At 55.3% G+C, this 23,627-nt stretch carries 18 protein-coding genes and 1 pseudogene; 16 read left to right on the forward strand and 3 right to left on the reverse strand.

Going from position 1 to position 23,627, the window contains the following annotated elements:
• Positions 1-14 precede the first annotated feature (14 nt).
• Positions 15-2,804 carry an insulinase family protein gene (locus tag KJI95_RS17675; RefSeq protein ID WP_214508527.1) on the reverse strand — a complete coding sequence of 930 codons (2,790 nt, stop codon included), beginning with the start codon at positions 2,802-2,804 and terminating at the stop codon, positions 15-17.
• A gap of 166 nt (positions 2,805-2,970) precedes the next feature.
• Between KJI95_RS17675 and sixA the strand changes: the two genes are divergently transcribed.
• Entirely contained in the window at positions 2,971-3,441 is a 471-nt protein-coding gene (gene sixA / locus KJI95_RS17680) for a phosphohistidine phosphatase SixA (protein WP_214508528.1), read from the forward strand.
• Between the two features lie 217 nt (positions 3,442-3,658).
• On the opposite strand, the gene smrB is transcribed toward sixA, so the two are convergent.
• Positions 3,659-4,189, reverse strand: coding sequence for an endonuclease SmrB (smrB, locus tag KJI95_RS17685; protein ID WP_214508529.1), 531 nt, complete (start codon positions 4,187-4,189; stop codon positions 3,659-3,661).
• A gap of 84 nt (positions 4,190-4,273) precedes the next feature.
• On the opposite strand from smrB, the gene prmB reads away from it, so the two are divergent.
• The 5 genes from prmB (at position 4,274) to KJI95_RS17710 (ending at position 9,045) form a co-directional block, all read left to right on the forward strand.
• Entirely contained in the window at positions 4,274-5,218 is a 945-nt protein-coding gene (gene prmB, locus KJI95_RS17690; protein WP_214508530.1) for a 50S ribosomal protein L3 N(5)-glutamine methyltransferase, read from the forward strand.
• A 96-nt stretch (positions 5,219-5,314) separates the two neighbouring features.
• Complete coding sequence (gene aroC / locus KJI95_RS17695; RefSeq protein ID WP_214508531.1) at positions 5,315-6,412, forward strand: chorismate synthase; 1,098 nt, start codon at positions 5,315-5,317, stop codon at positions 6,410-6,412.
• Positions 6,413-6,439: 27 nt separating this feature from the next.
• Complete coding sequence (locus KJI95_RS17700) at positions 6,440-7,591, forward strand: MFS transporter (RefSeq protein WP_214508546.1); 1,152 nt, start codon at positions 6,440-6,442, stop codon at positions 7,589-7,591.
• Between the two features lie 62 nt (positions 7,592-7,653).
• Positions 7,654-8,778, forward strand: coding sequence for an ATP-NAD kinase family protein (locus tag KJI95_RS17705; RefSeq protein ID WP_214508532.1), 1,125 nt, complete (start codon positions 7,654-7,656; stop codon positions 8,776-8,778).
• 3 nt (positions 8,779-8,781) lie between these two features.
• Positions 8,782-9,045: a YfcL family protein gene (locus tag KJI95_RS17710; protein ID WP_214508533.1), complete on the forward strand. Its 264-nt coding sequence runs from the start codon at positions 8,782-8,784 to the stop codon at positions 9,043-9,045.
• Positions 9,046-9,144: 99 nt separating this feature from the next.
• Here the strand turns inward: KJI95_RS17710 and mnmC1 are convergent, their stop codons facing one another.
• The gene (gene mnmC1 / locus KJI95_RS17715) at positions 9,145-10,689 is read right to left on the reverse strand and encodes an FAD-dependent 5-carboxymethylaminomethyl-2-thiouridine(34) oxidoreductase MnmC1 (RefSeq protein ID WP_214508534.1); all 1,545 of its coding nucleotides are present in this window, start codon (positions 10,687-10,689) and stop codon (positions 9,145-9,147) included.
• A gap of 327 nt (positions 10,690-11,016) precedes the next feature.
• Here mnmC1 and fabB point away from each other — a divergent pair, with 327 nt between their 5' ends.
• From fabB to purF, 10 genes and pseudogenes are all read left to right on the forward strand, one after another.
• Complete coding sequence (gene fabB / locus KJI95_RS17720) at positions 11,017-12,228, forward strand: beta-ketoacyl-ACP synthase I (RefSeq protein ID WP_214508535.1); 1,212 nt, start codon at positions 11,017-11,019, stop codon at positions 12,226-12,228.
• Positions 12,229-12,375: 147 nt separating this feature from the next.
• Positions 12,376-13,515: a 4-phosphoerythronate dehydrogenase gene (locus KJI95_RS17725; RefSeq protein WP_214508536.1), complete on the forward strand. Its 1,140-nt coding sequence runs from the start codon at positions 12,376-12,378 to the stop codon at positions 13,513-13,515.
• A gap of 5 nt (positions 13,516-13,520) precedes the next feature.
• Positions 13,521-14,537 carry an aspartate-semialdehyde dehydrogenase gene (locus KJI95_RS17730; RefSeq protein WP_214508537.1) on the forward strand — a complete coding sequence of 339 codons (1,017 nt, stop codon included), beginning with the start codon at positions 13,521-13,523 and terminating at the stop codon, positions 14,535-14,537.
• A 177-nt stretch (positions 14,538-14,714) separates the two neighbouring features.
• Complete coding sequence (locus KJI95_RS17735) at positions 14,715-17,894, forward strand: FimV/HubP family polar landmark protein (RefSeq protein ID WP_214508538.1); 3,180 nt, start codon at positions 14,715-14,717, stop codon at positions 17,892-17,894.
• Between the two features lie 132 nt (positions 17,895-18,026).
• A complete protein-coding gene (gene truA, locus KJI95_RS17740; RefSeq protein ID WP_214508539.1) occupies positions 18,027-18,812 on the forward strand; it encodes a tRNA pseudouridine(38-40) synthase TruA in 786 nt (261 codons plus the stop codon).
• Positions 18,813-18,946: 134 nt separating this feature from the next.
• Positions 18,947-20,203 (forward strand): bifunctional tetrahydrofolate synthase/dihydrofolate synthase, encoded by a 1,257-nt coding sequence (gene folC / locus KJI95_RS17745; RefSeq protein WP_214508547.1) that lies wholly within the window; start codon positions 18,947-18,949, stop codon positions 20,201-20,203.
• Between the two features lie 12 nt (positions 20,204-20,215).
• Positions 20,216-20,354 (forward strand): annotated as a pseudogene (locus tag KJI95_RS19715) (sporulation protein); the annotation flags it as partial.
• 29 nt (positions 20,355-20,383) lie between these two features.
• The gene (locus KJI95_RS17755) at positions 20,384-21,247 is read left to right on the forward strand and encodes an SPOR domain-containing protein (protein ID WP_214508548.1); all 864 of its coding nucleotides are present in this window, start codon (positions 20,384-20,386) and stop codon (positions 21,245-21,247) included.
• 109 nt (positions 21,248-21,356) lie between these two features.
• Positions 21,357-21,845 carry a CvpA family protein gene (locus KJI95_RS17760; protein WP_214508540.1) on the forward strand — a complete coding sequence of 163 codons (489 nt, stop codon included), beginning with the start codon at positions 21,357-21,359 and terminating at the stop codon, positions 21,843-21,845.
• Positions 21,846-21,889: 44 nt separating this feature from the next.
• The gene (gene purF / locus KJI95_RS17765) at positions 21,890-23,404 is read left to right on the forward strand and encodes an amidophosphoribosyltransferase (RefSeq protein ID WP_214508541.1); all 1,515 of its coding nucleotides are present in this window, start codon (positions 21,890-21,892) and stop codon (positions 23,402-23,404) included.
• The last annotated feature ends 223 nt before the right edge of the window (positions 23,405-23,627 follow it).

Raw genomic sequence — 23,627 nt, forward strand, 5'->3', positions numbered from 1 at the left:
AGAGATTGTCCTGCCTAGAGTGAAAACTTGCCTGACTGGAGCTTGAATGCTCGCAGGTCGGTGATCATGTTGTCGGAGTTTAGTGCCGGCAATTGTTTGTGCTGCTCGCCGGTGCTGAATAAGACCAGGCGATCGCCGTGCTTGGTGCGCATTTTCTGCATCATGAATTTAATCAGATCGGCGCGGGTCAGCTTTTCAATTTCAGCCACTACCAGCTCGCGCTGATTAAAGTCGTAGTCTTTGTTGCCGATGCTCGCCCAGTAGCGTTGGCTGCGGGTTTTAAGGTTGGCATCGTGCTCCATCACCTGATTGATGAGGCCGATTTTGGTCGCTTCCCATTGCTCTTTGGTGATTTGCATTACTGCGTAACTAAAATCGGCAATAAACTCATCAATGGCTTGCAGTAACTTAAGCGGCGCAGCCGACGGAGATTGAATATAGAAAATCATCCCGGGATGGCGGTTAAGCGGCAGATAGCCTGTGCCGACCATATAGCCGAGCTGCTGCTCGGTTCTGAGTTCATGGAAAAAGGTCGACGACATGGTGTGATTAAGCAGGGCAAACAGTGCCATCATTTCGGCGCTGGCTTCGTTTGACTGGTAGTAAACGATAATCGCGCTGTCCTGATGGTTGATGGCAAGCTCGCGAAGTACTGTGCCTTTGCCGGACAAGTCCACCAACTCCCGCGCCGATTCGCCGCTCGGTGTGGAGACCAGCGACAAAATGTGGCTAAGCCGCTCGGCAAGTGCTTTTGCTTCACGCCTCAGCCAGTCGCCGTAAACCAGCCCCTCAAGATAAATCTTTTCATAAAACGCCCGCACGTGGTCGTGCAGATCGTCCAGCGTGCATTCTTCCAACATTTCGGCCATGCGCAGTGGCTCGTAGGAGCGGCGCTGCAGGGTTACTGTCAGGCTGGTAAAAAGCTGTGAAATCGGCTTAGCCTGCGCCGCGTTATACCAGCTTCGCAGTAACTGACGCTTGGTGACATTAAAACGCTCTTCGGTGAAGTTACGCTCCCGCGCCTTGTTGATAAGCAGCGCCAGCAGTGTCTCCTGATTGCCGGTAAAGCCACTGAGGTGCAGCGTCAGCCCACCCTGATGTGGGTAAATGTTGTAGTTAAGCCCTGCCACCTCGGCCGGATAGGTGTACTCGGTGAGGTAATCGAGCAGCATTTCGACGTAAAGGCGGGTGAGGGCCGCGCGGCGCGGATCGGCGCTTGCCTGATCGGAATCCAGCGATAAAAACAGATGCCCCTTTGGCACCTTGAATTCATCATCCTTCTTGTGCCAAAGCCGGTAACCGGCGGCCTCGGCCACCACGGTCGGTACCATAGAGTCGCTTGCATCGGGGCGTGCCTGGGCATCTTCCACAATAAAGGGATTGGGTTTTGGCAGGGCAAGGCCTGAGTAGTCGCCGGTGGCGGCCCAGCGCGACAATTGGTCGGCACAGAGTTTTCTAACCCCATAAGGCGTGTAATACCATGCCGCCTGACGGTCTGTTTCAAGCTCCTGACACACCAGCTGCACCCGCAAATTCTCCGGGCTCATGCGTGCAAGCAGCGCCTCGCACTCATTGATATCCAGCCCATCCATGCGATAGTCGCCGAAAATCAAATCTTCAACGCCATAATGATGCATGTTGATGGACAGGTGACTGGCCAAATCCAGCGCCTTGATTTGCTCCTGATAGCGAAAGGCTAACTTGAGCAGATTCGCCCGCTCGCGATAACGCCAATCTTCCAGCCCCTGCTGTTTTATCAGTGCTATGTATTCAAAGGTTAAGCGGATTATGTCATCAAGCTTACCAAGCCCGCGGTCGGTAAGCTGAAAACTGATATTGTAATCTTTGAAGTTGTAGCCATTTACCCCGCCACCGGCGGAGATTTGATTAACCCAGCCCTTGTCTTTCAGCAGCGCCTGCAGGCTGCCTTCACTTTCGTTACCAAGCAGGTGGCTGATAAAGGTGAGCGGCTTTCGCCGGTACAGATTGTCGATGCCGGGCAGGGCAAAGGTGAGGGTGAGGCGCTTTTGCTCCTTGAGCGGTATGGCCTGCACCCAGGTGCCAAGCTGCGCCTCGCTGTACAGTGGTATGTCTGGATAGGTTTTGCCGATATCGTGATTAACGATGGCGCTGAAATAGCGCTCGGCCAGCGCATCGAGGGCGTTAAGCTCAAGCGGCGCCACCAGACACAGGGTCATCAGGTTGGCGCTGTAATGCTGCTGGTAAAAGGTGAGCAGCTCTTCGCGGAGCATGTCTTCGCTGCCGCCCAGGGTTTCAAGATTACCCACCGAAAACTTGCTGAAGGGGTGCGCCTGATCCACGGTTTCTTTGTGCACCTGATACATGCGGCGCACATCGTCTTTAAGCTTGAGGCTGTACTCAGACTCAATCGCCTGGCGCTCACGGTCAACCAGCTCGCGGTTAAATAAAGGCGCAATAAAAAACTGACTGAATCTGTCCAGCGATTCTTCAAACACCTCGGCATTGATGGTGAAAAAGAAGTTGGTATGCTCGGTGCCGGTCCAGGCGTTGTTGTTGCCGCCATGCTGATTGATAAAGGCATGATATTCGGCAGGATCCGGGTACTTTTCGGTTCCGAGAAACAGCATATGTTCCAAAAAGTGCGCCATGCCGGGCCGTTGCTGCGGATCATCGAAGTGGCCCACATTCACGGCCATGGAAGCGGCAGCCTGGGTTGCCTGACTGTCGGACACCAGCAGTACCCGCAGGCCATTGCCGAGCAGCCGGTAGCGGTACTGACGATGATCATTGGGGCTGGTAATAGGGACAGGATTGACAGGCAAGGCGAGTCTCCGGCGACGGACAGTCGTTATATATTGATAGCCAAACAGGTTTTTGGCAAACCTTCAATCGGTCGCTCGACTAAAGATTAACGCTTTTTCAGTTTGTCAGTCGGCAGATCCAAGCTACAATTGGCGCGAAATCACTTGCGGGGCGGCGAAAAGAAGTATGCAGCTATTTTTGATGAGACACGGTGAAGCGGGTTATCAGGCTCAATCAGACAGGGACAGAACCCTGACCGATACCGGGCGTTACCACACCAGGCTCATGAGTAACTTTTTAAGCCGTCTGGTCACCGAGTTTGATTTGGTGCTGGTAAGCCCCTATCTGCGTGCCCAGCAAACCTGGCAGGAGCTTGCCACTCATTTTCCGGAGCCGCGTAAGTGGCTGACGATTGACGACTTGACGCCGTCATCCGATCCAGCCACTGCTGCCAGTTTGATTGAGGCCTATGCCGATCAGTATAAGGCCGACAAGGTGTTGGTGATTGCCCACATGCCGCTGCTTGGCTATCTGGTCAGTGAGTTAGTGCGCGGGGTCGAACCGCCGCTGTTTGCCACATCCGGTATCTGTTTGCTTGACCGCCATGGCGAGCAGTGCCATCAGGTGTGGATGCACAATCCCCACACCATCAGCTGAAAGCACGCAGTGGGTTCGACAGCGGACTGAGTGAACGAAATTTATTGAAGATAAAAGCAGCCTCTGGCTGCTTTTTGCGTTTTGAATGAGTCCAGCTCACGTTCGGGGGGCTGGCCCAATCTTATTTAGACCCAGATCAAGACCCACATCAAGACGCATATCGGCGCGATAAAACCATATCAGCCCGATAAAACCACATCAGCGCAATAAACCCACCTCAGCGGCGAAACGGCGCTTCCCCCAAGTCCACCAAGATCAGCAGCGCCGCATCGCCGCCCCATTCTTTGGGTGCCTGATGAAAGGCCAGCACCTTGGGGTGCTGGGCAAGCCATAGCGGCAGTTGCTGCTTAAGCACCCCGGTGCCGTAGCCGTGCATTACGCTAACGCACTGGCTGCTTTCACGGATAGCCGCTTCAATCAGCGCCGCAAGCTCCAGTTTGGCCTCGGTCTGGCGCATGCCGTGCAGGTCGAGAATAAGATCGGGTACATAATCACCCCGGCGCAGGCGTTTTAGCACCAGATTGTCGGCATGGTCAGCGCGCCAGCGCATCGGCCCGTCACTTGGCAGCAGCGGCTGAAAGGTATCCGAAAAGTAATGGGACACGGCAAGCTTGGGCGCCTGCTCATTCAGCTCGCTGCGGCTTTTCACCGGCGTACCGAAATGCTGTTTGTCCTGGGTCAGAGGGCGGATGCCATCGACCAGCGCCTGAAAGTCTTCCAGGCCTTCATGGGAGATAATCTTGGTCATGGCGCTATTTTATTGAATCCTGTGCCAAGTGAACAGACTTCAGTTACAATGCCCGCAAAACCTGTCGTTGGATTGGAGCCTGTTTTGGATAAGATATTTGTCGACGAAGCCGTGACCGAGCTTCGCACCATTGGAGATATGCTGCGCTGGGCGGTAAGCCGTTTCAACGATGCCAAGGTGTACTACGGCCATGGCACCGACAACGCCTGGGACGAAGCCGTTGCTCTGGTGTTCCATGCGCTGCATCTGCCAAATGAGCTTGGCCGTGAGGTGATTAACTCAAACCTCACCAGCAGCGAAAAGCACAAAATCGTTGAGCTGATTATCCGCCGCGTGCGGGAGCGCCTGCCGGTGCCTTATCTCACCAACCGCGCTTATTTTGCCGGGCTTGAGTTTTACGTGGATGAGCGGGTACTGGTGCCACGCTCTCCCATTGCCGAAATGATAGAAAACCGTTTTGGCCCATGGCTTTACAATAAGCCAGTTGAGCGAGTACTTGACTTGTGTACCGGCAGCGGCTGTATCGCCATCGCCTGCGCCCACACCTTTGACGACGCTGAAGTCGATGCGCTTGATATCAGCACCGACGCGCTCGATGTGGCGCAAATCAACATAGAAGAGCACGGATTGATTGAGCGGGTGTTCCCGATGCAGTCAGATCTCTTCTCGGCCATTCCCAAAGGCCCGCAGTACGACCTGATTGTCTCAAACCCACCCTATGTGGATGAAGAAGACATTGGCGATATGCCTGATGAGTATCACCACGAGCCTGCCATTGGCCTTGCGTCTGGGCGTGACGGATTGGACATCACCAAGCGCATTCTTGCCAATGCCGCCGATTACCTGACGCCACACGGCCTATTGGTGGTCGAAGTAGGTAACTCCATGGTGCATTTGATGGAGCAATTCCCCGAAGTGCCCTTTACCTGGGTCAGCTTCGAGCGCGGCGGTGATGGGGTGTTTGTGCTCACCCGCGATCAGCTAGTTGAAAATGAATCACTGTTCGCCATCTATAAAGATAGGGAATAATTGGTTTGTCCTGTTAAGGCAGGACACTACAGGGGTATTAAGCCAATCAGCCTCCACCTAAGGTGGGGGCCAGCAAACAAGAGGATAGTTGCGCGGATGTCGGGGAACAGCATAGGTCAGAATTTCGTGGTCACCACCTTTGGCGAAAGTCACGGGGTTGCACTTGGATGTATTATCGATGGTTGTCCACCCGGGCTTGAGCTCAGTGAAGCCGACATGCAGCACGACCTTGACCGTCGCCGTCCCGGCACCTCCCGTTACACCACGGCCCGCCGTGAGCCCGACGAAGTGCGTATTCTCTCCGGCGTGTTTGAGGGTAAAACCACCGGCACCTCCATTGGCCTTTTGATTGAAAATACCGATCAGCGCAGCCAGGATTACAGCAATATCAAAGACTTGTTCCGTCCGGGACACGCCGATTACACCTATCAGCAAAAGTATGGCCTGCGCGACTATCGCGGCGGCGGCCGTTCATCGGCGCGGGAAACCGCCATGCGGGTTGCCGCCGGTGCCGTGGCCAAAAAGTACCTCAAGGCCGTTCACGGCATCGAGATCTATGGCTTTTTGTCGCAACTTGGCCCCATTGCGGCCGAGCACATCGACCGCTCACAAATCGAGCAAAACGCCTTTTTCTTCCCCGATGAGAGCAAGCTTGAGGCGCTCGATGAATACATGCGCGAGCTGAAAAAATCCGGTGATTCCATCGGTGCCAAGGTGAGTGTGGTTGCCACCAATGTGCCGGTGGGCCTTGGCGAGCCGGTATTCGACCGCCTCGATGCCGACATCGCCCATGCTTTGATGGGCATCAACGCCGTTAAAGGGGTTGAGATTGGTGATGGTTTTGCGGTGGTCACTCAAAAGGGCTCGGAGCATCGTGATTTGATGTCGCCCGCAGGCTTTGCCAGCAACCATGCCGGCGGCGTACTGGGCGGCATTTCATCCGGTCAGCCAATTGTGGCCCACATGGCGCTTAAGCCTACGTCCAGTATCAGCGTGCCAGGTGAAAGCATGACAGTGCAGGGCGAAATGGGCGAAGTGGTCACCAAGGGCCGCCACGACCCTTGCGTCGGTATTCGCGCCGTGCCGATTGCTGAAGCCATGCTGGCGATTGTGCTGATGGATCATTTGCTCAGACACCGTGCGCAAAATCAGGGCGTACACAGCCAGACGCCTGTGCTGGGGATGCGTCCTTAAGGATAGAGAGTCTTGTTTGCCAAACCCATGAGCGCCGAGGTGCAGCTACGCTGGCTCGGCGCCTGTTATTTCTTTTTCTTCGCCATTCTCGGCGTGATGGTGCCGTATCTTGGGGTGTTTTTTGAGTCCCGGGGCTTCAGCGCCGCCGAAATCGGTTTCCTGCTCGCCATCCTGATGGCAACCCGTATCGTTGCGCCGAATCTGTGGGCCATGGTGGCCGACAAAACCGGCATGCGCAGCGAGCTGATTAAAATCGGTGCCGGTGCGGGCGCCTTGACCTACTTAAGCTTTTTCTACCCCGGTGCCTTTTGGTACATGGTGGTGAGCCTCACTGTCTATACCTTTTTCTGGAATGCAATCCTTGCCCAGCTTGAAGTCATTACGCTGGAAACCCTCGGTGACAAGCCGCAGCGTTATGGTGTTATCCGCAGTTTCGGCAGCCTTGGTTACATAGTGTTGGTGGTCGCCACCGGGTTTGCCATCGGCCAGTGGGGGCCTGAAGTTCTGCCATACCTTGGCATGGGGCTTTTTGCCGGAATGTTGGCGGCCTGTTTGCCGCTGCCCGCCAATCGCCAGCAGCTTGGCACGGGTAAGACCAAGGTGCCGATAAAGTTTGCCGGTCCCATCGGCTGGTTTTTAGCCTCGGCAATCTTACTGCAGATGAGCGCTGGCCCTTTTTACGGCTTTTTCGTGCTTTACCTTAAAAATGCCGGTTACAGCGAAGCGACCGCAGGGCTCTTTGTTGCCCTCGGGGTAATAGCCGAAATCATCATGTTTATGTTGGCGCCACGGCTCCTTGGCCGCTATGGCCTCAAGTCACTGCTGTTTATCAGTACCCTGCTAACTGCGGCGCGCTGGCTGATGATGGCCTGGGGCGTAGAGAGCCTGATGTGGCTGTCGATAAGTCAGTTGCTGCACGCCTTTACCTTTGGTTTGGTGCACGCGGCATCTATCCAATTTATTCATCAGCAGTTTGACGTGAGTCGCCGCTCAACCGGCCAGGCGCTGTACGCGAGCCTCAGTTTTGGGGTAGGCGGCGCCATCGGCACTTGGGCCTGTGGCCTGATTTACAGCCATAACCCAAGCCTTTGCTGGGTGCTGGCGGCGCTGTTTGCTTTTATCTCGGCGCTGATGGTGCTGGCCTTGCCCGCCAAGGCGGCAAAGCCCGCCCTCAGTTGATAGCAACTGATGCTTTATAAACACATAAAATCAATAATCTGTACCCGAATGTGAGGAAACCCATGGCCAATAAGTTCAGACTCGGCCTGATCATCAACCCGCTGGCGGGCCTTGGCGGCAGTGTTGCCCTGAAAGGCAGTGATGGCGTGGCCGAAGAAGCGCTGTCACGCGGCGCCGTGCCCAAGGCGCACCTGCGGATGCAAACCGCTCTGGAGCAGGTGCTGCCTTTTAAAGACAGGTTTATCGTCCACACCGCCGCAGGCAGCATGGGCGAAGACCTGTGCCGTGAGCTTGGTTTTGAGGTAAAGGTGCATTACCGCGCCAAAAATGTTCACACAACCGCAGAGGATACCCGCGAGGCGGTGAAGGCGCTGGCGGCTGAGACTCTCGACTTGCTGCTTTTTGCCGGCGGCGATGGCACAGCGCGGGATGTTTACGCGGCTGTCGATGAGCAGCAGGTGGTGCTTGGCGTACCGGCCGGGGTGAAAATCCATTCCGGCGTATACGGCATTACCCCCAAGGCCTCGGGGCTGGTGCTTAAGCTCCTGATGGAAGGGGAGCTGGTGTCGCTTATGGAAGCCGATGTAATGGATATCGACGAAGTGGCGTTTCGTGAGGGCACAGTGCGCGCCCGCCGCTTTGGTGAAATGCTGGTGCCGGCCGAGCCGCGCTACGTACAGGCGGTGAAGATGGGCGGCAAGGAAGTGGATGAGCTGGTGCTTGCCGATATCGCCGCCGAGGTGGTGTCGTCCATGGATGACAGCCTCTATATCATGGGCTCTGGCAGCACGGTTGCCGCCGTGATGGACGAGCTTGGGCTTGAAAATACCCTGCTTGGGGTGGATTTAGTGCAGGACAGAGCGCTTATCGCGTCCGATCTTACCGCCAATCAGCTACTTGAAGAAACGCAGGGAAAAGCGCTTAAACTCGTCATCACCCTGATTGGTGGCCAGGGCCATATCCTTGGCCGTGGCAATCAGCAGCTCAGCCCCGAGCTTATCCGCCGTATCGGCCGCGACAATATTTTGATTGTTGCCACCAAAAGCAAGCTTAAAGCCCTTGAAGGCAGACCGCTTATCGTGGATAGTGGCGACCCTGAGCTGGATAAGGCCCTGAGTGGTTATTACCGGATAGTCACGGGCTACCGCGACTATGTCATGTATCAAGTGGCAAATCCCACGGAGTAACAGATGTTTGAGAAATATGATGCAGCCCTCGACCAGTGGATTGAAGGCATAGTGGCCTCGGGCGATGATGACGCCCTGTTTGCCAGTGGCTACCTGCAAGGCCATTTGGCCGTGGCGCTGGCCGAACTTGAGGCCGAAGGCGCGGTCGATAACGACAGCCTGGATGCCAAGATGGAAAACTGTCTGGCAACGGCCCGCGGCGAATTGTCCGATGACGATTTCGCGCTGGTGACCGCCGCCTGGGCTGAGCTTCGCAGCGCGTTTTAAGCGTCTCGCAGATATAATAAAGGCAGGAATTTCCTGCCTTTGTTTTTATAGCAACTGTTTTTTAGCAACTGTTTTTTTAGAAACTCTGTTGCCAGTTTCTTAGTCCAGCGCCTTGCCTTTCTTGAGTTTCCGAAGCCACATGCGATTGGGGTTAAGCGCATCCATCACATCGCGCTCAAGCACGGGTATTGTGCCTGAGAGGCTGTCGGCCAGACATTCGGCAATCAGCGGGCCGCTGGATAAGCCCCGCGAGCCAAGACCCGAGAAAATATAAAGCCCCGGATGCACAGGCGCAGCCTGGTTTTGCCAATACTCAGCGCCCTTGGGGCCGTGGCCAACGGTTTGATATTGCGTGAGAATGGCGGCTACATCCGGCGCGGCGCCTGCCATCGGCAGGTGATCGCGACTCACCATACGAATACCGGCGCGGGCGCTTTGGCCGCCGATATCCAAATCCTTCACCCAGTCTTTGCCGGGATAACTCTCCTGCATTTTGTGCAGGTTTTCCTGCTGCTCCTGCTCGCGATACTCAACGGAAGTATCGCCGCGCACATAGCTTGCGCCCATGCAGTGGCTGCCATCGTCAGTTGGCGTAAAGTAGCCGTGGGCACAGAGCACGGTTTTAAGCTCACCAAGTTTGCCCTGGGTCGGTACATGGCTCACCTGGCCACGAAACGGCGCTAGTTGCAGCGCCCGGGTTTGGGTAAGGTCTGTGATCCTGTGACCGGTTGCCAGCACCAGTTCCTTGGTATCAATGTTGCCTGCCGGAGTGCACAGGCGCCAGCCATCAAAGGTTTGCTCAATCGCGCTGATGTTGACGTTGAAATGGCACTTAAGCCCAAGGGTTTTGGCTTCTTCAATGGCGGCTTCACAGAGTTTCGCCGGTGATACCCAGCCGCCGTGGGGGTAAAAAATGCCGCCCCTGTCGATGGCAACACCGGCGATATGATTTGCCTCATTGGCATCGACTCTCACAGCCACTTCTTTGGGCCAGGTTTTGCCCAAGAGCTTTTCGATACGCTCGGCGGCGCGCTCATCATGACCGGTTTGCAGCACGCCACAAAAATCAAAGGGCAGGGGATGATGAGCAAGGGACTCGACAAAGCGTTTGGCATACAAAAACGCCGGTACAAACAGCCGCGTCAGATGACAGGCTTCGGGGGTGAGTAGTGGGTAAATCGCACCCTGACGATTACCGGACGCGCCCATACCGGGAGCGCTGTCGGCGCAGTAAAGCCTCACCTTATGGCCACGGCGAAGCAGTGACAGCGCAAGGCTTGCTCCGGCAACGCCGGCGCCGACTATGCTGATATCCTTTGCGGAAAAAGCCAGCTTTACGGCAAGGGTTGCCTGCATGTCTGGCTTGGTATCGCCAATCAGGAGGCTGCCTTGATGTAAAAGCTTTAGCGCCGCGTGCTCAAATGGCCCAGAAGGGCTGATAAGCACATCGACGCTGGCTTTATCGAATGCTTCGAGTGTGGCAGCTTTGCCTTGCTCACAAAGGTAAAAGTCAAGCCAGGCATTGTCATCAAGATGAAACCTTTGTCCGCCTTTAATGTGGCTTGCGGCCACGGCAAAGCGCGACAGCGGATGGCCGGTGTCGTTAGCCAGGGCGTTAAGCTCAGCTTCATCTTTTAGCAGCATGATGATCTGTAATGGCTTTTTAGCCGTATGCTGTTCGCAAGCTGTTGGCGCACTTGTTTGCACCGCGTCTAGCATCCGCTGCCAAAGGCGCGGCTCAGGCAGCGCCTCAAACAGCACAACGCAGGGGCCTTCAGGCAGGGGCAGTGATGATGGCAAGGCCATATCGATGGCAAAAAACTCGGGCATGGGGTTAAAAAAATTTACTCATAGTCGCGAAATTGGCATTATTTTACCGCCCTTTATGGAAAGCTGACCACTTAAAAGCGCCAAAGGCGGTAGTATTGGCGCACTAAAATGGTACTCATAGTACGGAATGGATAGTAGAACATGAAAAGAGTCGTTATCACCGGCATTGGCATTGTTTCCAGTATCGGTAACAACAAACAAGAAGTGACCGAATCACTCAAGGCCGGACGCAGCGGTATTACCCATTCCGCCCAGTTCGAAGAGATGCAGCTTCGCAGCCACGTATGGGGCAATATCAAGCTGGATCCGTCCGAGCTTATCGACCGCAAAGCACTGCGTTTCATGGGCGATGCCGCCGCTTACGCTTACCTTGCCATGCAGGAAGCCATCAGCGATGCCAACCTGACTGAAGAACAATACTCCAACCCACGCGTGGGCCTGGTGGTGGGTACCGGCGGTGCCTCATCCTCCAACCAGGTCCAGTCTGCCGACACCCTGCGCGAAAAAGGCGTGAAGCGCGTTGGCCCTTACATTGTGCCGCGCATCATGGCCTCTACCGCCTCAGCATGTTTGGCTACCCCGTTCAAAATCAAAGGCTTTAACTATTCTATCAGTTCAGCCTGTGCCACCTCTGCCCACTGTATCGGCCACGCGGCTGAGCTTATCCAGATGGGTAAGCAGGATATGGTGTTTGCCGGCGGCGCCGAAGAGCTGGATTGGACCCTGACCATGGGCTTTGACGCCATGGGCGCGCTGTCAACCAAGTACAACGAAACCCCTGAAAAAGCCTCTCGCACCTATGATGCTGACCGTGATGGTTTTGTGATTTCCGGTGGCGGCGGTATCGTTATCCTCGAATCACTCGAGCATGCGCTGGCGCGCGGCGCCAAGATCTATGCCGAAGTGATTGGTTACGGTGCTTCTTCTGACGGTTACGACATGGTTGCCCCAAGCGGTGAAGGCGCCATGCGCTGTATGCAGATGGCCCTGGCCGATGTCGATACCCCAATCGATTACATCAACACCCACGGCACTTCTACTCCGGTAGGTGACGTACGTGAACTTGAAGCCATCCGCGAAGTGTTTGGCGCCAAGGTGCCACCTTTTGCATCTACCAAGTCGCTGACCGGTCACGCCCTCGGCGCCGCCGGTGTGCACGAAGCCATCTACAGCCTGCTGATGCTGGAAAACGGTTTTATCGCGCCTTCTATCAACATCGACAACCTCGACCCTCAGGCCGAAGGTATGCCGATTGTGCGTGAATACCGTGAAGCGCCGCTCACCACTGTGATGAGCAACAGCTTCGGTTTCGGCGGCACCAACGCCACGCTGGTGATGCGCAAGTACAAGTAATTTGTGCACTGAGTGCCATTTGCGAGCACAGTGTTCATAAAACAGAGTTCATAAAACAGAGTTCATAAAATTGAAAGGGAAGCAGCAGCTTCCCTTTTTTATTGTCTGTTACAATTGGGCCACGCTGTCGAAGGAGCTTGTTGTCAGATGAAAATCCTTGCGGATGAAAATATGCCCTACGTGGATGCGCTGTTCGGTGATTTGGGCGACATCCACTATGTTAATGGCCGCAGTCTCAGCGCCGATGAGGTTGCTGATGCCGATGTGCTGCTGGTGCGCTCGGTAACCAAGGTAAACGAGGCGCTGCTTTCAAAAAATCAACGCCTTAAGTTTGTTGGCAGTGCCACGATAGGCACAGATCATGTGGATAAAGCGCTGCTTGAGCGGCGCGGCATTCCCTTTGCCAATGCCCCTGGCTGTAACGCCACCGCCGTGGGCGAGTTTGCCTTTATTGCCATGCTCGAGCTTGGCAAACGCTACGGTGAAACCCTCAAAGGCAAAAAAGTCGCCATCGTTGGTGCCGGTAACACAGGCACTGCGCTGTCGCGCTGCCTTGATGCCTATGGCGTTGACTATCGTCTGTGCGATCCGCTGCTGGCATCCGCCGGTGATAAACGCCGCTTTTATCCGCTCGATGAACTCATCGGCTGGGCCGATGTAGTCAGCCTGCATGTGCCCATCACCAAAGACGGGCCGCATCCCACCTGGTATTTGTTTGATGAAGCGCGCCTTAACGCACTCAAACCCAATGCCTGGCTCCTTAACTGCTGCCGCGGCGAAGTGATAGATAACCGCGCGCTTATCAAAATTAAAGGGCAGCGTGCGGATGTAAAGTTGGTGCTCGATGTGTGGGAAGGTGAGCCCAATCCCATGCCTGAGCTGGTGCCTTTGGTGGATATCGCCACGCCGCACATTGCCGGCTACAGCCTCGAAGGCAAGGCGCGCGGCACCTTTATGCTGTATCAGTCGCTTTGTAAAATCCTTGGGATATCAGAGGATAAAACGCTGAATACGCTGCTGCCGGCCTTCAGATTCTCCTCCCTTGGCCTTGAACTTGGCGTCAATGCAGCCTTGTCTGAACCAAACCTGTTGGCGCTGTGCCGCACCGTATACGATATCCGCGATGATGATTGGCAATTCCGCCGTGACGCCCTTCATAACGGCGGGTTTGATAATATGAGAAAAAATCACAAACATCGGCGAGAATTCAGTGCCCTTAAGCTGGAAAATGCTACGGGAACTGAGGTAAATTGGGTGTCCTTTTTGGGTTTTTCTAACGTCGGTTGAGTATTATGTCGCAGGAATTTAATGTCGTAGTGTTGGGTGCATCGGGCGCTGTGGGTCAAACCATGATCGAGATCCTCGAAGAGCGTAACTTCCCCGTTGCCAAGCTGTTTCCGCTCGCCAGTGCGCGCAGCGCCGGTGATACCGTGACTTTTCATGGTAAACAGGTGGAAATTATTGACGTTGACACCTTCGACTGGTCACAGGCGCAGATTGGTTTCTTCTCTGCCGGTGGCGATGTGTCTGCCAAGTGGGCGCCAATTGCCGCCGAGCATGGCTGTGTGGTGATAGACAACACCTCTCACTTCCGTTACGACATCGATATTCCGCTGGTGGTACCGGAAGTGAACCCCGAAGCGATTGCGGATTTCCGTAACCGCAACATCATCGCCAACCCTAACTGCTCGACCATTCAGATGCTGGTGGCGCTTAAGCCAATCCACGATGCCTTTGGTATCGACCGTATCAACGTCTGCACCTATCAGTCGGTGTCCGGTACCGGTAAAAAGGCTATCGAAGAGCTGGCCGGTCAGTGCGCCAAGCTGCTGCAGGGCCTGCCGGTAGAGCCAAGCGTGTATGCCAAGCAAATTGCCTTTAACGTGCTGCCGCATATCGATAAGTTCCAGGATAACGGCTACACCAAAGAAGAAATGAAGATGGTGTGGGAAACCCGCAAAATCCTCGGTGATGACTCGATTCTGGTGAACCCGACTGCGGTACGTGTGCCGGTATTCTACGGTCACTCCGAAGCTGTGCACATCGAAACCCGTACCCAGACCGATGCCGAGTCAGTCAAGGCGCTGCTGCGTGATGCACCGGGTATTGTGCTGTTTGAAGACGATGACGATTACCCAACCGCCGTGACCGAAGCTGCCGGACAGGATCCTGTGTTCGTTGGCCGGGTGCGTAACGACATTTCTCACTCCCACGGTATCAACCTGTGGGTGGTGTCGGACAACATCCGTAAAGGCGCTGCGCTGAACAGCGTTCAAATCGGTGAAATCCTCATTCGCGACTACCTGTAAAATTACGCAAAGTCGTTGAGAATGCTGAAAAAGCCCGCAGTCTGCGGGCTTTTTTTGTTTTGCAAATGTGAACAGTAGCAGGGCATGGAATTCTGGTTTATAGTAATCTCAATAAATACAATTGCCTAAAGCAAGTTGTCATCGGGCGTACCTTGAGCGCTTGAAAGGGACTAATTGATGAACTTTCGTACCTCCTATCTCGCTGGCATGTTGGCTTCTGTGCTGGCCCTGTCTGCCTTTCCCCTGCTGTCCGACGTCCACGCTGCCGAGCAGCTGAAAATCACCGGTCCGGACGGCCAAGAACGTGTTGTTTCCCAGCGCCAATATGGCCCTACTACGCCGCAGGATACCTTCTGGAGTATTGCCCAGAAAGTCAGGCCAGACAGCAGTGTCAGCATTTATCAGGTGATGGCGGCGATTTACGACGCCAACCCTCACGCCTTCAGCGGCCCCAATTACAACACCCTCGAAAAGGGCATGATCCTGGCCATTCCGTCAAAGTCGCAGATGGCCTCAATTCCGCGTAATCTTGCCCAGCAGCAGGCCGAAGAGCATGACCGCGCCTGGCGCCGTGGCACAGTAGCGGCCAAGCCGGTTGCCGCGCGTCCGGCAGCGAAAGTTGAAACAGCCGCCGCTACACCACCCAAACCGCCAAAAGTGGTGGACAAGCCAGCACCTGTGACTGTGCCGACGGTTGACCCCAAACTCGTTGATGAAAACCAGGCGCTGTCAGCGGAAATTACCCGCCTGACCGAAGCGCTCGGGGTCAAGACCAATGATGTCGACGCGCTGACCACCAAGGTGAAAGAGCTCACCGACGAGCTGCAAAGCAGCAATGAATCCATGGCCGAGCTTAAGCTGCAAAACGAGCAGCTGATGGCCGAAAACAAAGAGCTGAAACAGGCCCAGGCGCTTGCCGAAGTCGAAGCCAGTAAGCCCGGCGACACCTGGCGAAACCTGATGGACAATCCGCTGCTGCTGGCTGTTGCCGCCATTATTCCGGCCTTGCTGGTGCTGCTGCTGATTTGGACCGTGATGCGCCGTCGCCGCAATAAGCAGATGGCCGAGCAGGCCAATGGATCTATGATGGGCACTGCTGTTGCCGCAGGTGCCGTGGGCGCAGCAGCCACTGCAACCGCGGTGGCGATGGATGATGATATCGATGAAATGGCAGTGCATCTTGATGCCGAGGACGAGGCATCGTCTCTTGATTCACTGCTGGATATGGACAGTGTTGAGCTTAAGCCTGAGCAGATTGACGATGAGCAGGATTTGTTTGTCGCGACCGATGATGCCGTCAGCGATGACGGTCAGTCTCTGGACGACCTATGGGCCGAGGCCATGGGCGAGCAGGCTGATGGCGAGGCATTGCCCAATGATGACGACCTTGATGCCCTGATGGCCGGATTGTCGGTAGACGCTGACGAAGCAGAGCTGCCAGCAATGTCTGCGACCGATGACGAGACTTTTGCCAATGACGATTCTGCAAAGGATGACGACCTCGATGCGCTGATGGCAGGGCTTGATAGCGATGATGCCGCTTCAGACTCACGCGAAGAGATGAGTGCAGCCCCAGCTTCTACCGTAGCCCCAGATGCTATCGCAGCAGATGACGATCTTGATGCCCTGATGGCAGGATTTGCCAGCGAGGATGACGCCGCATCAGCCGAGCTGACCAAAGAGCTTGAAGACGCTCTTAATATCGACAATACCGACAGCGCATCAGAGGAAGATTTGGATGCGCTGCTGGCCTCGTTTGGCACTGCCTCGTTCGGAACTGATAGTGCCGATGAGGCGGGTGCCGCAAGCCCTGATGAAAGCCCGGCCGGGAGCAGCGATGAGCTTGCCGATGCCATCGCCGCTGAGCTTGAAGGTGAAATTGACGGCGCTGTGGATGATGCCGATCTGGATTCACTGCTTGCCAGTTTTGATGCGCCAGCTGAGGCCGCGCCTGAACTCAGCAGCGCTGCGCCTGAAATGGCCAGCGCCGCCGAGGCTATGGCAGGCGATAACGGACTTGCCGACGCCATTGCCGCCGAGCTTGAAGACTCACTCTCAGAGGCCAGCCTGACCGAAGAGGTGGGTGACGATGATCTGGATGCGCTGCTTGCCGAGTTTAATGTTGAAGCAGAAGCCGCAAGTGAGTTTGAAATCGAAAGTGAGCTCGAAGCTGAAAGTGAGCTTAAAGCCGTAAGCGAAGCAGAAGACTTCAGCGCCGCGCTTGCCGCCGAGCTGGATGCTGACGATTCCCTCGACGCAGACAACTCCCTGAATGCAGGCGCGCTTGCGACTGATGCCAGTGATGCCACTGACGAAAGCGATGATCTGGATGCGCTGCTGGCGGCTTTCAATGCGCCGTCAGAAGAACCGCAGCAAGCCGAGTCACTGCTAGGGAATGAAGCCGATGCTGAGGCAGGCGACACAACGCTTGATATCGCCCGTGGCCTTGGTGATGAACTGCCCCACAGCGAAGATGATGACTCCCTCGAGGCGCTGCTGGCAGGCTTTGAGCAGGACGACAATGGGGCCGATGATGCGGATACCCTGGCAACGTCTGCCCTGGCCGCAGGCGCTGCGCTTGCTGCCGGAGCTGCTGTTGCCGGCACTGCTCGTAGCGCCGAAACAGGTGCGGGCAGTGCACTGAGCCCAGACGACTTGCCTGGCTCAGCGCAAAGCTCTGCACAAAGCGCTCCGCAAAAGACGGCACCGCGGGATCCGGTTGCGCTGTCGCCCAAGGATTCCGGTTTCTTTAACGACCTTAAAGGCAACAAGAGCAGCGGTAATGTGCTTGAATGGGAATCCATCAAGACAGCCAAAGCCGATGATGTTGACCCGGTAGCCGAAAAAGCGCCAATTGCCCACGCTGGCAGCGAGCCTAAACCTCAGGTCAGCGATGATGATTTACTGGCCGCTTTTGGCAGCGATGACGATGACTTTATGCTCGATGTCGGCCGTGACCACAGCATGACAGTCGATGAGGCACTTGCGGCGCTGGATGCGAGTGAAAAGAACAAGCGCCAGTCGCGCTCTGCCATGGATAACGATTTAAGCAGCTTCCAGAAGGAAAATGGCTTTATCGACATCGACAAACTGCTGAACGACGCCGACGACGGCGAGCCTGAGCCATACCGCGAGCTGGAGATGGAAATCGGCTCCGTTGAAAGTCTCTTGGGTAACACCGCCATGGTGGATGTTGACGATGAAGAGAACTCGGTGAACGCCAAGCTGGATCTTGCCCGCGCCTATATCGAAATCGACGATAAAGACAGTGCCAAGGCGCTGCTCAAAGAAGTCGAAATGGACGGTAATGAGCGCCAAAAAACCGAAGCGGCGGCGCTGCTCAGTGAAATTGGCTGACGTGTAAACGCCAATCCTTAAGTTTGTCTAAACAGCAGCGCCCCGTGCGCTGCTTTTTTATGCCTTTAGATTGGCCTGAATATGGTAGTATGGCGCGGTTTCGGCTCGTTACAGACCCAGGATTAGCAACAAATGCGGATTGCGCTCGGAATAGAATACGACGGCAGCAAGTTTTATGGCTGGCAGCGCCAGGCGGAAGTGAACTCGGTTCAGGCTGAGCTTGAGCGGGCCTTATCGATTGTCGCCAATGAACCCATTGAAGTGCAGTGCGCCGGCCGTACCGATGCAGGCGTGCACGCCACCGGGCAGGTGGTGCATTTCGACACCAATGCGGTGCGAAAAGAAGGCGCCTGGACTCTCGGCGTTAATGTGCATTTGCCGGACGCCGTCGCGGTGCGCTGGGCCATGCCGGTGAGCGATGATTTTCATGCCCGTTTTTCTGCTACTGCCCGCCGCTACCGATATGTGATTTTTAACCATAATTTCCGTCCCGGCATCTTGCGCCACGGCGTGAGCCACTATCATGGCGATATCAATGTCGAGCGGATGCACGACGCGGCGCAGGCGCTCCTTGGCGAACGTGACTTTACCAGTTTTCGCGCCATCGGCTGTCAGTCCAACACCCCATTTCGCAATGTGCATCGGGTCAGTGTCAGCCGCCACGGCATGTATATCGTTGTCGACATCGCTGCCAACGCGTTTTTACATCATATGGTGCGCAATATCGTCGGCTCGCTGCTGGAAATTGGCCTTGGCAATCAGCCGCTGGATTGGATGGCGACTCTGCTTGAGGCCAAAGACCGCTCAAAGGCGGCCGCCACCGCCAAACCCCACGGCCTGTATCTGGTGGATGTGACGTATCCTGAACAATTTGCCTTACCCAAACTGGCGCTTGGGCCACTGTTTATGCCGGACTGAGTCGCCGGCTTTTTTGCGCACAGCTATTGGTAGACAGTCTTTTGTGGACAGTTTTTCCAGAACTGTTTTTCACGGACAATCATTCACTGATAATCATTCGCCGACAATCAAGGGAGATGATGATGACATCGACACTGCTTTCACGCCCGCAGCCAGGCAGCAGCCTTGGCGAGTGGCTTGACTATCTGCTGGCTATCCATCCCACTGAAATCGATATGGGGCTTGCGCGGGTGTCTGAAGTGGCCCGTCGCCTTGGCGTAAGCGCGCTTGACGACAGCCTTGTTATCACTGTGGGCGGCACCAACGGCAAGGGCAGTACCTGCACCATGCTTGAATCCGTGCTGCGCCGCGCCGGTTATCGTGTTGGCGTGTATACCTCACCGCACATGCTCAAATACAACGAGCGCATCCGTATTGAAGGCGAAGATGCGCCCGATGCCGACATCATCGCCGCCTTTGAGGCCATAGATACCGCGCGGGGCGAGTTGTCGCTGACGTTTTTTGAGTTCGCCACGCTCGCGGGCCTCATGCTGTTTAAGGCGGCGAAGCTTGATGTGGTTATCCTTGAAGTTGGCCTTGGCGGGCGCCTCGATGCCACCAATCTGATTGATGCGGATATCAGTGTCATCACGGCGGTTGACCTTGATCATCAGGCGTTTCTGGGTAACACCCGCGAGTCGGTTGGCCGTGAAAAGGCCGGTATTTTCCGTCACGACCGGCCCGCTATTGTCGGCGATGCGGATATGCCGCTTACCGTGGCAGAGGTTGCCGCGTCGGTGGGCGCAAGGCTTTACCGGGTTGGCGAGCACTTCAGCTACAGTCGCCAGAGAACGACCTGGGACTATCAGGGCAAGCGCCGTGCGTTTTCCAATATGCCGCTGCCGCAGTTGCCGCTGCCCAATGCCGCCACTGTGATTGCCGTGATTGAGGCAATAGGCGAGCGCCTTGTTATCAGTGATGAGGCGATAGTGCAGGGCATTAGTGCAGCGCGCCTTGGCGGACGTCTTGAAGAGGTAAGTTCATCGCCGCTGGTAATAGTCGATGTGGCCCATAACCCCCATGCGGCGCGTTATCTTCGGGATGAGCTGCAAAGCCGCTGGCAGGGCAAACGGGTGCTGGCCCTTTGCGGCATGCTTAAAGACAAGGACTATGCCGAGGTGCTGCGAATTATGCATCCGGCGGTGGCGCAATGGTATCTGGTGTCGCTTGAAGGAGAGCGGGGCGCGAGTGCTGCGCTGCTTGCCAACGCCATGCCTGCCGGCGCCCAATACCAGTGTTTTGATCACATGCCTGATGCCAAAGCGGCCATTCTTAACGCGGCCGATGCGGCGGATGTGGTAATTGTATTTGGTTCTTTTTACACTGTGTCCGGATTTAAATCGTTAATTTAAAGGGATTGTATTTTGTCCAGTCAGTTTCAGAACCGCTTGGTCGGTACCATCGTTTTTGTCGCCTTGGGGGTGATTTTTTTGCCCGATTTGCTCGATGGCAAAAAAGACATAGTCAAGGAAGAGTTTACCGAAATTCCGTTAAGGCCCGACACCCGGGTTAACAGCATTTCCGAAGAGCGGATGAAGGTTGAGTCGCTGGAAAGCCTTGAGCTGGCAAGCAGCAATGGCGCTGCTGGCACCAGTGGCGCTGCCATCGACGAGCCGGTACCCAGCGGTGACGATGGGGCGTTTCTGCTGGACGAGCCGCAGCAGGATGAAGGGCAGGATGACGCCGCACTGAACGATGCCGCGCCAGCCGCCGCTGCGGTTACTGCACAAAAGGCCGCCGAGTCTCTGAATGAGTCAAAGGCCGACACTAAGACTCAGTCTAATTCCGACGCCAAGCCGGACGTGAAAAGCGACACTGACGCCGCCGAAGCCGCTGCCGACGCCAAGAAGGCCGCCGAGGCGAAAGCGTTAGAGAAAAAGGCTGCCGACGCGAAAGCTGCTGAGAAAAAAGCCGCCGAGCTAAAAGCGGCCGAGAAGAAAGCGGCAGAGAAAAAGGCGGCAGAACTCAAAGCAGCAGAGCTCAAAGCAGCCGAGCTTAAAGCCGCGGAGCTGAAAGCTGCAGAAGCCAAGGCCGCAGAGCGTAAGCCGCAGCCATATCAGCCACAAATTCAGCCCTATCAGCCCGATGGCCCGGTTGCGCAAAAGCCAGCGGTAAAGGCTGTGGAGAGCAAACCCACAGCGTCGGCCGCGAAAGGTGGCTGGACCTTGCAGCTTGGTGCCTTCAGCAATGCCGCCAACGTTGATGCGCTGGTGAAGAAGCTGCGTAAGTCTGGCTTTAAAGCTTACACAGTGCCGTCGCGGCCGGTGGATGGCAGCCTGACCAAGGTGTATGTAGGGCCGGATGTGTCAGAAGCCAAACTGCGCCAGGTCGCCGCCGATGTCGAGTCACTGACCCAGCTTAAGGGTAAATTGATGCCCTACAACCCGCTGGAGTAATGACTCTGTTTGCCCCCGCGTACAATTATTTGTGCTGCGGGGGTGAGAAACTCGTCACGCTCCGGTATAATCCCGCCGATTCTAAGGCCCGAGTGGAATACAACCTTTCATGGTTTGGATAGACTACGCCATCATAATAATTATCGGACTGTCGACCTTAATCAGTCTGATCCGCGGCTTCGCCAAAGAAGCCATGTCGCTGCTGGTGTGGTTTGCTGCCTTCTTTGTTGCCAGTCAATTTTATCAGGACCTCGCGATTCACCTGACGCAGTTGCAGGATGAAATGCTGAGAAACGGGGTCGCCATCGCCATTTTGTTTGTCACTACCCTGATCCTTGGGGCCCTGGTCAACTATATTCTTGGACAATTGGTGTCCAAAACCGGATTGTCGGGTACCGACAGGCTGCTTGGTCTGTGTTTCGGTGCCCTGCGCGGCGCGCTGATTGTCAGCGCGATTTTGTTTTTCATGGATGCCTTTACCGGCGCTCCCAATGCCGCATGGTGGAAGGAGTCGAGGCTGGTGCCGGAATTCGGAGTTGTGATCCAGTGGTTTTTTCACTACCTGGAAAACACCTCAAGCTTTGTACCCAAATTATAAAAATTAGCTAAACAACAGAACATCTTAAAAGAGGACACTCTCCAATGTGTGGTATCGTCGGAATCGTTGGCCATTCCCCGGTTAATCAAACCATCTATGATGCGCTGACAGTGCTGCAACATCGTGGTCAGGATGCAGCCGGTATCGTGACCGTAGACAATGATGCGTTCAGGCTCAGGAAGGCAAACGGTCTGGTGCGGGATGTGTTTGAGCCCAAACACATGCAGCGTCTGCAGGGTAACGCCGGCATTGGCCATGTGCGTTATCCCACCGCAGGCAGCTCCAGCTCCTCTGAAGCGCAGCCTTTTTACGTTAACTCGCCCTTTGGTATTTCGCTTGCCCACAACGGCAACCTGACCAACACTCTGGCCCTGACTGCCCGCCTCAAGCAGCAGCGCCGTCATGTTAACACCACCTCAGACTCTGAAATTCTGCTGAACCTGCTCGCCGACGAGCTGCAGCAGGTACAGACGCCGCATCTGACTGCCGATCAGGTATTTGATGCCGTGGGTAAAGTGCATGCACAAACCCGTGGTGCCTATGCCGTGGTGGCCATGATTGTGGGCGAAGGCCTGGTGGCGTTTCGCGATCCGCACGGTATTCGTCCGCTGGTGCTCGGTAAAAACGAAACCGCCAAAGGCACCGAGTACATGGTGGCCTCTGAAAGCGTGGCGCTTGATGCCGTCGGTTTTGAGGTTATTCGCGACGTGGCCCCGGGTGAAGCTGTGTACATCACCCTTGATGGCCAGCTGTTTACCCGTCAGTGCGCCGAAAACCCACTTTACTCTCCCTGTATTTTCGAATTCGTGTACTTTGCCCGTCCAGACTCCACCATCGACAAGGTGTCTGTGTACGCCAGCCGGGTGAACATGGGCGCCAAACTTGGCGAGAAAATCAAAAAAGAGTGGTACGACAACGACATCGACGTGGTTATCCCAATCCCTGAAACTTCCTGCGATATCGCGCTGGAAATCGCCCGGGTGATGGATCTGCCGTATCGTCAGGGCTTCGTGAAGAACCGTTACATCGGCCGCACCTTTATCATGCCCGGTCAGCAGGAGCGTAAGAAATCGGTTCGCCGTAAACTGAACGCCATCAACGCTGAATTTAAAGGCAAAAACGTGCTGCTGGTGGATGACTCCATCGTGCGCGGCACCACCTCTGAGCAAATCATCGAAATGGCCCGCGAAGCTGGCGCCAAGAAAGTATATTTTGCCTCAGCGGCACCTGAAATCCGTTTCCCGAACGTGTACGGCATTGACATGCCAACCTCCAATGAGCTGATTGCCCACGGCCGTGACGCCGATGAGATTGCCAAGCTGATTGGTGCTGACGGTATTATCTTCCAGGATCTGACCGACTTGGTGGAAGCCGTGCGCATGGAAAACCCGGATATCAAACAGTTCGAAACCTCAGTGTTTGACGGCAACTATGTCACCGGCGATGTGACTCAGGGCTACCTTGACCACCTGACTCAGCTTCGCAACGACGATGCCAAGGCCAATCGTAACCGCGATATCGGCACCAACCTTGAGCTGCACAACGTCTGCCATCCCTGATGGCCGCTTTGTGTAACAGCTGATTCGGCAGAATTCTGCCGGTTAAGATAAAAAACCAGCGCGTTTGCGCTGGTTTTTTGTTCTTGTCGTCTTATTTGTATTAGTCGCGACTTGATCTGACACATCATCTTGAAAAGGTGAGAGTTACCCGTTTTGATAAAGGTGTCGAATCTTCAATCAAAACAAAAGAGGTAACTCTCATGTTGCATACTAACAACCCCAT

Origin of the sequence: Shewanella jiangmenensis (genome assembly GCF_018596335.1) — a bacterium.
Classification (GTDB): domain Bacteria; phylum Pseudomonadota; class Gammaproteobacteria; order Enterobacterales; family Shewanellaceae; genus Shewanella; species Shewanella jiangmenensis.

Excerpts from the sequence above, each read along its gene's own strand:
- sixA (WP_214508528.1), top strand. The coding sequence starts at position 2,971 with ATGCAGCTATTTTTGATGAGACACGGTGAAGCGGGTTATCAGGCTCAA.
- smrB (WP_214508529.1), bottom strand. The coding sequence starts at position 4,189 with ATGACCAAGATTATCTCCCATGAAGGCCTGGAAGACTTTCAGGCGCTG.
- aroC (WP_214508531.1), top strand. The coding sequence starts at position 5,315 with ATGTCGGGGAACAGCATAGGTCAGAATTTCGTGGTCACCACCTTTGGC.
- KJI95_RS17700 (WP_214508546.1), top strand. The coding sequence starts at position 6,440 with ATGAGCGCCGAGGTGCAGCTACGCTGGCTCGGCGCCTGTTATTTCTTT.
- KJI95_RS17705 (WP_214508532.1), top strand. The coding sequence starts at position 7,654 with ATGGCCAATAAGTTCAGACTCGGCCTGATCATCAACCCGCTGGCGGGC.
- KJI95_RS17710 (WP_214508533.1), top strand. The coding sequence starts at position 8,782 with ATGTTTGAGAAATATGATGCAGCCCTCGACCAGTGGATTGAAGGCATA.
- mnmC1 (WP_214508534.1), bottom strand. The coding sequence starts at position 10,689 with ATGCTGCTAAAAGATGAAGCTGAGCTTAACGCCCTGGCTAACGACACC.
- fabB (WP_214508535.1), top strand. The coding sequence starts at position 11,017 with ATGAAAAGAGTCGTTATCACCGGCATTGGCATTGTTTCCAGTATCGGT.
- KJI95_RS17725 (WP_214508536.1), top strand. The coding sequence starts at position 12,376 with ATGAAAATCCTTGCGGATGAAAATATGCCCTACGTGGATGCGCTGTTC.
- KJI95_RS17730 (WP_214508537.1), top strand. The coding sequence starts at position 13,521 with ATGTCGCAGGAATTTAATGTCGTAGTGTTGGGTGCATCGGGCGCTGTG.
- KJI95_RS17735 (WP_214508538.1), top strand. The coding sequence starts at position 14,715 with ATGAACTTTCGTACCTCCTATCTCGCTGGCATGTTGGCTTCTGTGCTG.
- truA (WP_214508539.1), top strand. The coding sequence starts at position 18,027 with ATGCGGATTGCGCTCGGAATAGAATACGACGGCAGCAAGTTTTATGGC.
- KJI95_RS17755 (WP_214508548.1), top strand. The coding sequence starts at position 20,384 with ATGAAGGTTGAGTCGCTGGAAAGCCTTGAGCTGGCAAGCAGCAATGGC.
- KJI95_RS17760 (WP_214508540.1), top strand. The coding sequence starts at position 21,357 with ATGGTTTGGATAGACTACGCCATCATAATAATTATCGGACTGTCGACC.
- purF (WP_214508541.1), top strand. The coding sequence starts at position 21,890 with ATGTGTGGTATCGTCGGAATCGTTGGCCATTCCCCGGTTAATCAAACC.